The sequence below is a fragment of the Curtobacterium flaccumfaciens pv. betae genome (genome assembly GCF_026241855.1).
Taxonomy (GTDB): Bacteria; Actinomycetota; Actinomycetes; order Actinomycetales; family Microbacteriaceae; genus Curtobacterium; species Curtobacterium flaccumfaciens.
This window is the reverse complement of the sequence record NZ_JAPJDC010000001.1, coordinates 3,291,828-3,304,103: the sequence shown is the minus strand read 5'-3', so window position 1 is coordinate 3,304,103 and position 12,276 is coordinate 3,291,828. Positions and strand designations below refer to the sequence as shown.

At 71.3% G+C, this 12,276-nt stretch carries 13 protein-coding genes and 1 tRNA gene; 8 read left to right on the top strand and 6 right to left on the bottom strand.

Translation table 11 applies throughout. The features are described 5' to 3' along the window. Window positions 1–229: 229 nt before the first annotated feature. Both ORG17_RS15520 and ORG17_RS15515 read right to left on the bottom strand, forming a co-directional pair. Window positions 230–1,543 carry a DUF4032 domain-containing protein gene (locus tag ORG17_RS15520; protein ID WP_027466606.1) on the bottom strand — a complete coding sequence of 438 codons (1,314 nt, stop codon included), beginning with the start codon at window positions 1,541–1,543 and terminating at the stop codon, window positions 230–232. Between the two features lie 84 nt (window positions 1,544–1,627). Then, window positions 1,628–2,728, bottom strand: a complete 1,101-nt coding sequence (locus ORG17_RS15515; RefSeq protein ID WP_027466605.1) for an ABC transporter ATP-binding protein — start codon at window positions 2,726–2,728, stop codon at window positions 1,628–1,630. Window positions 2,729–2,971: 243 nt separating this feature from the next. Between ORG17_RS15515 and ORG17_RS15510 the strand changes: the two genes are divergently transcribed. After that, the gene (locus tag ORG17_RS15510) at window positions 2,972–3,904 is read left to right on the top strand and encodes a DsbA family protein (RefSeq protein ID WP_071244019.1); all 933 of its coding nucleotides are present in this window, start codon (window positions 2,972–2,974) and stop codon (window positions 3,902–3,904) included. A 121-nt stretch (window positions 3,905–4,025) separates the two neighbouring features. Here ORG17_RS15510 and ypfJ read toward each other — a convergent pair whose 3' ends face one another. Further along, window positions 4,026–4,919, bottom strand: a complete 894-nt coding sequence (gene ypfJ, locus ORG17_RS15505; protein ID WP_176709435.1) for a KPN_02809 family neutral zinc metallopeptidase — start codon at window positions 4,917–4,919, stop codon at window positions 4,026–4,028. 114 nt (window positions 4,920–5,033) lie between these two features. On the opposite strand from ypfJ, the gene ORG17_RS15500 reads away from it, so the two are divergent. After that, window positions 5,034–6,176: a glycerol dehydrogenase gene (locus ORG17_RS15500; RefSeq protein ID WP_071244021.1), complete on the top strand. Its 1,143-nt coding sequence runs from the start codon at window positions 5,034–5,036 to the stop codon at window positions 6,174–6,176. 11 nt (window positions 6,177–6,187) lie between these two features. Here ORG17_RS15500 and ORG17_RS15495 read toward each other — a convergent pair whose 3' ends face one another. Further along, entirely contained in the window at window positions 6,188–6,991 is an 804-nt protein-coding gene (locus tag ORG17_RS15495; RefSeq protein WP_250892123.1) for an NAD(P)H-hydrate epimerase, read from the bottom strand. Here ORG17_RS15495 and ORG17_RS15490 point away from each other — a divergent pair. Together ORG17_RS15490 and ORG17_RS15485 are read left to right on the top strand one after the other, a co-directional pair. Beyond that, window positions 6,990–7,775 (top strand): alpha/beta fold hydrolase, encoded by a 786-nt coding sequence (locus tag ORG17_RS15490; RefSeq protein ID WP_214526283.1) that lies wholly within the window; start codon window positions 6,990–6,992, stop codon window positions 7,773–7,775. The genes ORG17_RS15495 and ORG17_RS15490 overlap by 2 nt on opposite strands. 53 nt (window positions 7,776–7,828) lie before the next feature. Further along, complete coding sequence (locus tag ORG17_RS15485; RefSeq protein ID WP_214526284.1) at window positions 7,829–8,860, top strand: aldo/keto reductase; 1,032 nt, start codon at window positions 7,829–7,831, stop codon at window positions 8,858–8,860. Window positions 8,861–9,061: 201 nt separating this feature from the next. On the opposite strand, the gene ORG17_RS15480 is transcribed toward ORG17_RS15485, so the two are convergent. After that, window positions 9,062–9,137, bottom strand: a tRNA-Thr gene (locus tag ORG17_RS15480). Window positions 9,138–9,174: 37 nt separating this feature from the next. Continuing rightward, a complete protein-coding gene (msrB, locus tag ORG17_RS15475) occupies window positions 9,175–9,582 on the bottom strand; it encodes a peptide-methionine (R)-S-oxide reductase MsrB (RefSeq protein WP_027466599.1) in 408 nt (135 codons plus the stop codon). A gap of 65 nt (window positions 9,583–9,647) precedes the next feature. Here msrB and ORG17_RS15470 point away from each other — a divergent pair, with 65 nt between their 5' ends. The 4 genes from ORG17_RS15470 to ORG17_RS15455 all read left to right on the top strand — a co-directional run bounded on the left by ORG17_RS15470 (window position 9,648) and on the right by ORG17_RS15455 (window position 12,178). After that, the gene (locus tag ORG17_RS15470) at window positions 9,648–10,121 is read left to right on the top strand and encodes a GNAT family N-acetyltransferase (protein ID WP_214526285.1); all 474 of its coding nucleotides are present in this window, start codon (window positions 9,648–9,650) and stop codon (window positions 10,119–10,121) included. After that, the gene (locus ORG17_RS15465) at window positions 10,121–11,122 is read left to right on the top strand and encodes a DUF2332 family protein (protein ID WP_214526286.1); all 1,002 of its coding nucleotides are present in this window, start codon (window positions 10,121–10,123) and stop codon (window positions 11,120–11,122) included. Before ORG17_RS15470 ends, ORG17_RS15465 begins: the two co-directional genes overlap by 1 nt. Window positions 11,123–11,219: 97 nt before the next feature. Next, a complete protein-coding gene (locus ORG17_RS15460; protein WP_051597083.1) occupies window positions 11,220–11,576 on the top strand; it encodes a DUF3263 domain-containing protein in 357 nt (118 codons plus the stop codon). Next, window positions 11,573–12,178: a LytR C-terminal domain-containing protein gene (locus ORG17_RS15455; protein WP_214526287.1), complete on the top strand. Its 606-nt coding sequence runs from the start codon at window positions 11,573–11,575 to the stop codon at window positions 12,176–12,178. Before ORG17_RS15460 ends, ORG17_RS15455 begins: the two co-directional genes overlap by 4 nt. The last annotated feature ends 98 nt before the right edge of the window (window positions 12,179–12,276 follow it).

The following is a 12,276-nucleotide window of genomic DNA, read 5'->3' as shown; positions in this document are numbered from 1 at the left end:
CGACGTCACCACCGGCGGGGCTGGGCGTGACGGTCTGGAGGGCCGGCGCCGGTCTCCGGGACGCGGGACGGGCCTCCAGGCGGTCGCGTTGCCGACCCCCGAACGGTCAGGACACGTCGGCTGGTGCCCGCCGTGTGGTCACGAGTCGTCGCTGCGCGACGCCGCAGACGACGGTCTGCGACCGGTCGCCGCCCACCCGGCGGGGTGCCGTGACCGAGCGGAGACCGCGTCAGACCGTGGCGCGCCAGTCGTCGACGTCGTCGGACTCGTCGGACTCGTCGGCGTCGTCGTCCAGCACCGGGATCGGCACAGTGATCGACGAGGTCGGCGGGTTGATGAGCAGGCGCTCGTCGCGACGGTGTCGGAGCACGTCGTTGATGTAGGCGGTCGTGGCCTCGGGCAGGGAGACGGAACGCTCCTCTTGCTGGGACATGAACCAGCGGTGCTCGAGCAGCTCGTGGAACACCTCGGCGGGTTCGAGACGGCCGCGCAGGTCACGGGGGATCGAGCGGACGACGGGCTCGAAGACCCGTGAGACCCACTCGTGCGCCACCATCTCCTCGTCGAGTTCGTCACGGCCGTTGCGGGCACGGTACGAGTCGAGGTCGTTGAGCAGGCGCCGGGCCTGGTTCTCACCGGCGTCGAGCCCGGTGAGGCGCAGCAGTCGGCGCTGGTGGTGCCCGGCGTCGACGACCTTCGGCTGGATCCGGACCTGCGAGCCGCCCTCGGTCGTGTGGATCGAGAGCTCCTCGATGTCGAAGCCGAGCTCGTTCAGGCGCTCGACGCGGTCGTTGATGCGCCAGCGTTCCTTGATGTCGAACTGCTCGGTGCCGGTGAGCTCGGTCCAGAGCGTCCGGTACTGAGCGACGATGCGGTTCGAGACGTCGACGGGGTCGGCGTTCTCGTCGAGTCGTCCGCCGGCCTCGAGGTCGAGCAGCTCGCCGGCGATGTTCACGCGGGCGACCTCGAGGTCGTTCTCGCGCTGGCCGTTCGACAGCCCGCCGGGGTAGAGCTTGCCGGTCTCGGCGTCGACCAGGTACGCGGCGAAGGCTCCGGCGTCGCGACGGAACAGCGTGTTCGACAGGGACACGTCGCCCCAGTAGAAGCCGATGACGTGCAGGCGGACGAGCAGCAGCGCGAGGGCGTCGACCAGACGGGTGGCGGTCTCGGGGCGCAGCGTCTGCGAGTAGAGCGCGCGGTAGGGCAGGGAGAACCGCAGGTGGCGGGTCACCAGCACGGGGTGCAGTGGTTCACCGTCGGCGTCGACGCGGTTCGTGATGACCGCGACCGGGTCCACGCACGGCACGTCCATGCGCTGCAGGGTCCGGAGCATCTCGTACTCGGACCGGGCGACCTCTTCGCCGGTCTCCTTCACCGCGGCGACGTACCCGCTCAGGTGCACGAACCGCACGAGGTGCCGCGAGATGCCCTTCGGCAGCGCGACGATCGTGTCGTCGGGCCAGTCGGCGAGCGGCAGGTCCCACGGCAGGTCGAGCAGGCCGGGGTCGACGGTGGCGGCGGTGATGGACATCGAGTCGGGCACGGTGGTTCCTCTGGTGTCGGGGACAGCCGAGAGCCCGCGTCCGCCCTTGTGAGGCGGGCGCGGGCTCTCGGGGGAGTGCGCTGGTTACGCGCTGACGACGGCCTTGTCGTCGAGGCGGTCGCCCGACTCGGTGTCGAAGGCGTGGACGTGGCCCTGCTTCGGCGTGATGACGATCGTGTCACCGATCGACGGGTGCGCACGACCGTCGACACGGGCGACGATGTCGGCGCGCTGGCCGTTCACGTCGGCGTGACCGTAGAGGTAGCCGTCGGCGCCGAGCTCCTCGACGACGTCGACCGTGACGGGCAGGCCCTCGCCGGACTGCGAGACGATGACGTCCTCGGGGCGGATGCCGACCGTGATCTGTGCTGCACGGGCGTTCGACAGGGTGTCGCGGTCGATCGCGTGGTTGAGCGTGCCGAACCTGATGCCGCCCTCGATGACGTCGGCGGGCAGCAGGTTCATGGCCGGCGAACCGATGAAGCCGGCGACGAACACGTTGTTCGGCTTCTCGTACAGGTCGCGCGGGGTGCCGACCTGCTGCAGGATGCCGTCCTTGAGCACCGCGATGCGGTCACCCATGGTGAGGGCCTCGGTCTGGTCGTGCGTGACGTAGACCGTGGTGACGCCGAGACGACGCTGCAGCGACGCGATCTGCGTGCGGGTCTGGACGCGGAGCTTGGCGTCGAGGTTCGACAGCGGCTCGTCCATGAGGAACACCTGCGGCTGACGGACGATCGCACGGCCCATCGCGACGCGCTGACGCTGACCACCGGAGAGCGCCTTCGGCTTGCGGCCGAGGTAGTCCTCGAGGTCGAGGAGCTTGGCGGCTTCCTGCACGCGGGTGGCGCGCTCTTCCTTGCCGACGCCGGCGATCTTGAGCGCGAAGCCCATGTTCTCGGCGACGGTCATGTGCGGGTACAGCGCGTAGTTCTGGAACACCATCGCGATGTCGCGGTCCTTCGGCGGGACGTCCGTGACGTCGCGGTCGCCGATGCGGATCTGACCGGAGTTGACCTCTTCGAGGCCGGCCAGCATGCGGAGCGAGGTGGACTTGCCGCAGCCCGAGGGGCCGACGAGGACGAGGAACTCGCCGTCGGCGACGTCCAGGTCGAGGGAGTCGACCGCGGGACGGTTGCCTCCGGGGTAGAGACGGGTTGCCTTGTCATAGGTGACGGACGCCATGAGCGTTCGGTCCTTCCTTCACCGGCAGGTACGTGCCGGACGATCCGAGTGAAGCGGTGTGCCCGTACGGGCCCCGGACAGTCGCCGTCGACTGTCGAGGTTCATACAACACGAGTTCACCCGGGTGCGCCAGTGTTTTCCCCCTTGGTCGGCGGCTTCCCAGAGCGCCCCACTACAATCGCCGGGTCCGTCCGCCGAGCAGGGGAACGCCGAGCGGACACCGATCAGGAGGACGACGCACCGATGAACAACCGCCCCGAGGGTGCCGCCCGCGCCGCGCGGAACGAGCGCCGTGAAGCCGCCCGCCAGCGAGCCCAGCGTGCCCGGACCCAGCAGAAGCGACGCCAGCGTGGTGTCCGGCTCGGCCTGCAGATCGGGCTCGGGGTCGTGCTCCTCGCCGCGGCGACGATCGTCACGCTCGTGCTGGTCGACTCCGTGAAGCCCGCCGGCCCGGGCCCGTCGACCATGTCGCAGGGCGGGATCACCATCGGGCAGGGTCTGAAGCCCGTCGCGGCGTCCGCGTCCGGATCGGCCTCCGCGTCGCCGAGCAGCGCCGCGACCGACGGCGCCGGCACCGTCCGGATCACCCTGTACGTCGACTACCTCTGCCCGGGCTGCGGCCAGTTCGAGCAGGCGAACGGCGACTACATCAAGGACCTCGTCGACTCCGGTGCGGCCACGGTCGACATCCACCCCGTCGCGATCCTGTCGAACCGCTCGCAGGGCACGAAGTACTCCCTCCGCGCCGCGAACGCCGCCGCCTGCGTGGCCGAGCACTCCCCGAACCAGTTCTACGCGGTGAACCAGGCGCTCTTCGCGAAGCAGCCGGACGAGGGCACCGCGGGCCTGACGGACGCCGAGCTCACCGACGTCGTCACGGGCGTGCAGGGGCTGCAGGAACGCAGCGCCGTCCGGAGCTGCATCGCCGACCAGGACTACGCCAAGTGGGTGGACGAGCAGACGACGGCGGTGTCCGGGGGCACGATCCCCGGCTCGACGCTCAAGGAGTTCCCCGGCACCCCGCTCGTGCTCGTGAACGGGCAGCGCTACGAGCTGACCTCCCCGGTCACGAACGACGACTTCCGCACCTTCGTGGTGACGGCCGCCGGGGCGACCGACGCGACCCCGACGCCCACGCCCAGCGCGACCCCGTCTGCCACGCCGACCAAGCGCTGACAGCCGGACGAGCGCTGACGTCTGGACGAGCGCTGACGTCTGGACCAGCGCTGACGCGCTGACCACGGACGGGAGGCCCGGTGCCAGCTGGCACCGGGCCTCCCGTCCGTCACCGGTGCGGCTACAGGGCCGAACCCGGGACGCTCAGGGTGTCGCAGCTCGTCGCGCCCTGCTGGTAGCCCCGCAGGAACCAGCGCTGTCGCTGCTCGCTCGACCCGTGCGTGAACGAGTCCGGGTCGACGCGGCCGGTCGCGCGCTCCTGGATGCTGTCGTCGCCCACGGCGCTCGCCGCCGACAGGGCGTCGGTGATCTGAGAGCGGGTGATCGGTTCGAAGAAGGTCTCGCCGTTCGCGTCCTTCGTCGTGGCGGCGTCGCCGACCCAGGCCCCGGCGTAGCAGTCCGCCTGCAGCTCGACGCGGACACTGCCCGACGACGCACCCGTGCCGGAGCGGTCGGTGTTCGCGAACGACCCCTGCAGCTGCTGCACGTGGTGGCCCCACTCGTGTGCGACGACGTACATCTGCGCGAGCGGACCGCCGGACGAGCCGTACTGCGACTGCAGGTCGTCGTAGAACGCGGTGTCCAGGAAGATCGCACGGTCCGGCGGGCAGTAGAACGGGCCGGTCGCGGCCGAGGCCTGCCCGCACGAGGTGTCGGTGGAGTCCTGGAACAGGAAGAACTCCGGTGACGTGTACGAGATGCCGAGCGACCGCGCCTCGGACGTCCAGTAGGCGTCGAGCGACTCGGCCGCGCCCTCCATCCGGCACTCGACGCGCAGGTTGGCGTCGCGCCCGGTCCGGCACTCGGGGGCGGCGTCGGCGGACTCGCCCTCCTGCTGGATCGTCGTCAGGCCGTTGCCGCCGCCGACGATCCCGCTCAGGTCGAAGCCGGTGAACTGCGCGATCAGGAACACCACGATGGCGCCGACGCCCACGGCGCCTCCGCCGATCGCCGTGGTGCGACCCCGCCGCTTGACCTTGCCGCCCCGGAGTCGGGAGTCGTCGTTGAACGTCATGAACCCGAACCTACCGATCAGCACCTCCCGATCAGTGGCCCCGCGTACCGTCGGCGGCGTCGGCCACCCCGACACCCGTCGTACACCTGTCGTACAACCGGAAGGAACCGCACAATGGCCACTCCCATCAGCACCGTGATGAGCCCTGCCCGCTACGTCCAGGGCAAGGACGCGATCACCCGCGTCGGCGAGTTCATCGCCCCGATCGGCAAGCGGCCCCTGATCGTCGCCGACGACGTGGTCTGGGGCATCGTCGAGACCGCCGTCACCGAGAGCTTCCGATCCGCCGACCTGGCCGTGGAGCGGGTCGGGTTCGGCCGCTTCGCCACCCCCGAGGCCGTCGACGAGCTCGTCGAGCAGATCCGCGCGAAGGACGCCGACGTCATCGTGGGGCTCGGCGGTGGCTCCGCGATCGACGCCGCGAAGGCCGCTGGGCACCTCGCCGGCATCCGGTGGGCCAGCGTGCCGACGGCCGCGTCCACCGACGCCCCGACCTCGGCGCTCGCCGTCATCTACACCGCCGAGGGCGAGTTCATCGAGTACCGCTTCTTCCCGCACAACCCGGACCTGGTGCTCATCGACACCAGGCTCGTCGCCAACGCGCCGGTGCAGTTCCTGGTCGCGGGCATCGGCGACGCGCTGGCGACCTGGGTCGAGGCCCGTGCCGCGAAGCGCGCCAACGCCGACACCATGGCCGGCGGCCTGCAGACCCAGACCGGCGTCGCGCTCGCCGAGCTGTCGTGGAAGCTCCTGCACGAGAACGCCCTGCAGGCCATCGAAGCCGTCAAGGCCAAGGTCGTCACCCCGGCGCTCGAGAAGGTCGTCGAGGCGAACACGCTGCTGTCCGGCCTGGGCTTCGAGTCCGGTGGGCTCGCCGCCGCCCACGCGATCCACAACGGACTGACCGCGGCTCCGCAGGCGCACGGCCTGGCGCACGGGCAGAAGGTGAACATCGGGACGATCGCCCAGCTGGTGCTCGAGGGTGCCCCGGCCGAGGAGATCGAGGACTTCGTCGTCTTCACCACGAAGGTCGGCCTGCCGAACACCCTGACCGAGATCGGCCTGACGGTGGACGACCGTGACGTGCTGCGCGCCGTGGCCGAGGCCGCGACGGTGGAGGGCGAGACCATCCACAACATGCCGTTCCCGGTGACGCCGGAGCTCGTGGTCGACGCCCTGGTCGCCATCGAGGGCATCGCGCGCAGCATCCGCGCCGAGCACGGTCTGCCGGAGCCCGTGCTGTACGAGCACCACTGACGGTCTCGGGGTCAGGTGCGGATCAGCGGCTCCGTCGTCGCCAGGTCCGCGCCGATCCCGACGTCGACGAGTTCGATCCGCCCGGCGAGGGTGGCGGCGGGTCCGGTCAGCAGGCCGGCCTTCACACCGCCGAAGGTGACGGTGACGTCGGCGTGCAGGACGTGGTCGTCCGCGACGCCGCCGGTGTCCACGTCGATGCCGCTCGGCACGTCCACCGCGACGACGAACGGCGCACGCTGGTCGCGAGCGAGTTCACGGATGGCGTCCACGACCTCGCGTGCGGGGGACCGCAGCGCGTTCGCGCCCCGTGCCCCGATGCCGAGGATGCCGTCGAGCACCAGGTCGGCCTCGAGCGCCGCCTCGGTCGCGACGTCCGCCAGGCGTTCGCCGTCGCTCCGGCCGGCGGCTCGCAGGATGTCGGCCGCTCCGCCCGCGTTCGGTCCGGAGGCGCCGGACGGGCCGTCGAGCAGACGGGCGCCGGCGTCCAGCGCCGCTGCCAGGCCGGCCTCGTGGACACGGGAGCCGACGCGCAGGACCGCCACGTGCCTCCCGGCCGCTGCCAGGCGGGCACCCGCGAACAGGGCGTCACCGCCGTTGTCGCCGCTGCCGGCGAGCACGAGGACGGATCCCGGCCCGTCGACCGGCCGCACGGCCGGGTCGTCCAGCAGGTCGCCGACGATGCGCGCGAGCCCGTCGGCGGCGCGCTGCATCAGGGGTTCCCCCGCGTCGAGGTGGGGGCGTTCCGCCGCCCGGATCTGATCGCCGCCGTAGCCGTCCATGGCCACCACACTGCCCCGATACGCTTGAGAGGACATGTCACTCGTCCCCGAAGCGCCCCGCCCCCGGTTCGTGATGTCGCCCGACGGGCTGCGACTCGCGACCTACGACTTCGGCGACCCCGACGCCCCGGCCGTCATCGCGGTGCACGGCTTCGCGTCCGGTGCGGTGCTCAACTGGCACGCCTCGGGCTGGACGCGGCACCTGGTCCGTGCCGGGTACCGGGTCCTGGCGCTCGACCAGCGCGGGCACGGCGCGAGCGCGAAGCCGCACGACCCGGGTGCCTACTCGATGGACCTGCTCGTCGCCGACGTCACCACGGTCATCGACACGTACCTGCTCGACGACGTCGCGTTCCTCGGCTACTCGCTCGGCGCACGGGTCGGCTGGCACACCGCCGAGCGGCTGCCGGGCCGGATCTCGCGCGCGGTGTTCGGCGGGATCCCGGACGCCGACCCGATGCGTCGCGTGCGCGTCGACCAGGCGAAGGCGTACATCGCCGACGGCACCCCCATCGCGGACCGCGTCACCAACGGCTACCTCACGATGGCGGGCAACGTCGAGGGCAACGACCTCGGCGCGCTCGTGGCCATGGTCGAGGGGATGCGGAACAGCATCGAGCCGACCCCGGAGAACGCCCCGGCGCAGCCGCTCCTGATCGCCGCGGGCAGCGAGGACGGCATCCGCGACAGCGCGGTCCGGCTCGCCGAGGCCGCACCGGACGCCACGTTCTTCGAGATCCCGGGGCGCAACCACTTCAACGCCCCGACCTCGCGGCCGTTCCGCGAAGCGGCGCTGCGGTTCCTGTCCGCCCCGCGCTGAGGGGTACTCGTGGGTCCCCTCGGTCGGACGGCACCGGGCGTACCGTCCCCGCCATGGACTACAGACTCCTCGGCAACAGCGGGACATCGGTGTCGACGCTGACCCTCGGCACCATGACGTTCGGCAGCGAAGCCGACGAACCCACCTCACACGCCATCCTCGACGCCTTCGTGGCCGCCGGTGGCACGCTCGTCGACACGGCGGACGTCTACTCCGGCAACGAGTCCGAGCGGATCATCGGCCGCTGGCTCGCAGCACACCCCACCGAGGCTGCGCAGGTCGTCCTCGCCACCAAGGGCCGGTTCCCGCAGGGCGACGGCCCGAACGACCTCGGCCTGTCCCGACGACACCTTCGCGTGGCCCTCGACGCCTCGCTCGAGCGGCTCGGCGTCGACCACATCGACCTGTACCAGATGCACGCGTGGGACGCCCTGACCCCCATCGAGGAGACCCTGCGGTTCCTCGACGACGCCGTGTCCGCCGGCAAGATCGGCTCCTACGGGTTCTCGAACTACCTCGGCTACCAGGTCACCAAGGCCGTCTACGAGGCGAAGGCCCACGGCTGGGCACCGCCCGTCACCCTGCAGCCGCAGTACAACCTGCTCGTCCGCGACATCGAGCACGAGGTCGTGCCCGCCTGCCTCGACGCCGGCATCGGTCTGCTGCCCTGGTCGCCGCTGGCCGGCGGTTGGCTCTCCGGCAAGTACCAGCGCGACGAGGCCCCGTCCGGCGCCACCCGCCTGGGCGAGAACCCGCAGCGCGGCATGGAGGCGTGGGAAGCCCGCAACGGTGACGAGCGCACGTGGGAGGTGCTCGACGCCGTCTCCGAGGTGGCCGACGCCCACGACGCGTCGAAGTCGCAGGTCGCACTCGCCTGGCTGCTGGCCCGGCCCGCGGTCACGAGCGTGATCCTGGGCGTCCGTACCCTGTCGCAGCTCGAGGACAACCTCGGTGCCGCGGACCTGGTGCTCACCGACGACGAGCTCGACCGGCTGACCGACGCCAGCGCTCCCCGCATCGACGACTACCCCTACGGCACGGCCGGCGTCGCGCAGCGGGAGCGGAAGATCACCGGGGGGCGCTGAGCGGACAGAGCCGCTGCGCGTTCGTGCACATCGTGCGGATTTCCGCGGATGTGGGGTGCGGGTGTGGACGTGCGGGTCGGTGAGGTGTCATCCTCGTCGCACGACCGGCTGGTTACCGCGTCCAGCGCCCGGAACGCCCCCTGATCCGCGTTCCGTGTGCCGATGCCCCGGGCGAGACTTCGCCCGGGGCATCGCTTCGTCTGGGGCCGGCAGCGGGACTTGAACCCGCAACCCCCGTATTACAAGTACGGTGCGCTACCAATTGCGCCATGCCGGCTGACGCCGCTCATTCTACCGGTGAGGGCGTCCGGGGCTCACTCGCCCGACTTCTCCGAGAAGTTCAGCGAGATCGAGTTCATGCAGTACCGGTCACCCGTGGGGGTGCCGAACCCGTCCGGGAACACGTGGCCCAGGTGCGAACCGCAGTTCGCGCAACGGACCTCGGTGCGGGCCATGCCGAGGGAGTTGTCCTCGATGAGCTGCACGGCGTCCGGGTTCACCGACTCGTAGAACGACGGCCAGCCGCAGCCGGAGTCGAACTTCGTGCCGCTCTTGAACAGCTCCGCGTTGCAGGCCGCACAGGTGTAGACGCCGGCGCGCTCCTCGTCGAGGAGTTCACCGGTCCACGGTCGTTCGGTCCCCGCCTGGCGGAGGACGGCGTACTGGTCCGGGGAGAGCTCCTCGCGCCACTGGGCGTCGGACTTGTCGACGTTGTATGCCATTGGTTCCTCCTGCTTCCGGCCGGGCTCTTCCGGGCACTCCCGACCACTTCACTAAACTCGCCACGATGTCCGAGCATTCCGTGCACCACGCCCGCTGGACCCGTCTGACGACGGACGAACTGTACGGCATCGTCGTCGTGCGCAACCGCGTGTTCGCGCTCGAGCAGCGGGTCACCGCCGAGGACTTCGACGGCCGTGACCGCGAGCCCGACACCGAGCACTGGTGGTTCGGCACGGACACCGATGCGGTTGGGTACCTGCGGCTCATCCGCCCGGCAGTCGACGAGGTCCACCCCGACGGCGCGGAGCCACCGGCGTGGGTGATCGGCCGGGTCGCCACCGACCCAGGACACCGTGGGCAGGGGATCGCCGGCCGGCTCGTCGCCGCCGTCCTCGACGAACACGGGCACGACCCGTTCGTCCTGCACGCTCAGGAGTACGTCGCCGCCCTGTACGAGCGGTACGGCTTCGTGCGGTTCGGGGAACCGTACGACGAGGCCGGCATCCGTCACGTCGGCATGCACCGGCCCGGGCGCTGATGGACACCCGCGCCCGGTACGACGCGTACGCCGACCGCGTCCGGGTCGTCTCGCCGTCGTACGCCGCCTGGGCACGGTCGCTCGACGACTCCCTCGTCGCGCTCCTCGCCGAGGTCCCCGAGCAGCAGCGGCAGCCGGAACTGTTCTTCGCGGTCGCGCGGCGGCTGGGCGCCGACCCGTCGGATCCGGATGCGCTGCGCGCGCTCGGCCTGGAGGCCCGCCCCGCGCTGGTCGCGGCCCTCGCCTCCGCCACGGTGCAGGCCAACGACCCGCAACGGCTCGCACCGGTCATCCCGCTGTTCGCGGCGCTCGCCGAAGGGTCCGCGCGTCCGCTCGGCCTGGTCGACGCCGGAGCCGCCGCCGGGCTGTGCTCGATCCCGGACCGGGTGACCCTGGACTACCGGGTCGGTTCCGGGGCCGCGGTCCTGCGGATGCACACGGCGGTCGCCGATCCGTCGGTCCGGCTGGTCGCGGACGCCTCCGGGGCCGTTCCCACACCCGCGACCGTCCCGATCAGGGTCGGCGTCCGGGTGGCGCTCGACCCGAACCCGATCGACCTGTCGGTCCCCGGTGCGTTCGACCGGCTGGTCGAGGCCGTCCCGCCCGAGGCGTCGGACCGGACCGCCCTGATGCGTCAGGCTGCGCGCGCGGCGCTCGCCGTGCCTCCAGACCGGCTCGTCGGCGCCGTGCCCGGCGACCTCGACCGTGCACTGGACGCCCTGCCGGACGACGTCGAACCGGTCGTCCTGACCACCGGGACCCTGGTCTACGTGCCGGGCGCGGACCGGCAGCGGTTCGTGGACCGGATCCGTGCGCGAGGCGTGCACTGGATCGCCCTCGAACGCACCGGCATCCTGCGCGGGGTGGCGGCGACGCTGCCCGACGACGTCGACGCGGCCGACCCGGACGCCTTCGCGACGGTCTCGCTCGACGGCGTCGCGGTCGCCGTCTCCGACCCGTTCGGCACGCGTGTGCGCTGGTTCCGTGCGCCGAACCTGTGACCGGTGTTCGCGACAGTCCAGCGCCGTACCAGGGTCCGGATCGACTCCACCCCTACGATGTGCGAGACCCGTTACCCGATACGTGATCGGAACCGCCGTGACCAGCCCCACCGACGAACGCAGCGTCGACCAGCGCAGCGCTGATCAGCTCGGTGCTGACCAGCTCGGTGCTGACCAGCTCAGTGAGCTCGCGAAGCACGTGCTGTCGTTCGAGCAGGACCGGGCACGGCACGACCGCACGAAGGAAGCGGAGATCCGGGTGGAGTTCGAGATGTCGGCGGCGCGCTACTACCAGGTGCTGAACCGCGTGATCGACTCACCCGCGGCACTCGCGTACGACCCGCAGCTCGTCACCCGGCTGCAGCGGCTCCGTCACGCGCGCACCAGCGCCCGGGCGACGCGCAGCTTCGTCGCCCCCGGTGCAGCTCCCGAAGGACGTGAAGAGGAACGATGAGCACGAGATTCCCCCGAGACCGGTTCGACGACGTCGCCGACGGCCCGCGGGTCGGTGCGCACCGCGGGGCACAGCGTCGCGGGCGTGGCTGGATCGTCTTCGCCTGGGCGGCGCTCGCCACCGGTGTGCTCGTCGGCGTCGGGGTGCTCTCCCTCGCGGTGCTGAACGGCAGCTACTCCTTCAACGGATCCGATTCGCCCTCCACGTCCACGTCGGCGTCCGCGACGGCGAAGCCCTCGGCGACGTCGAAGCCGTCCGCGTCCTCGTCCGCCGGTTCCGGTTCGGCCGGGGCTGACAGCGCTGCGGCAGCGACGCCGGCACAGCAGGGCACCACCACCGTCGTCGTGCTGAACGGCACGACCACCACGGGCCTCGCAAGCCGGGCGAGTGCGGCGCTGACCGGCGCCGGTTGGCAGGTCGCCTCCACCGGAGACGCCGGCACGACGGGCTCCACGTCGACGATCGTCTACTACCAGCAGGCGTCGCAGGCGGCGGTCGCGCAGGGCATCGCGAAGCAGCTCGGCGTCACGGCCGTGCAGCAGTCCGCGGCGTTCCCGAACGCCGACGTGAGCGTCGTCCTCGGCGCCGACTACACCGGCTGATCCCGTTCCACCGCGTTATTCGCGCATTGTGTGACGGCTGTGTTTCGGGAACGTTGATTTCTGACGGAATCGACGTGAAACAACGTCACACCTCTTGC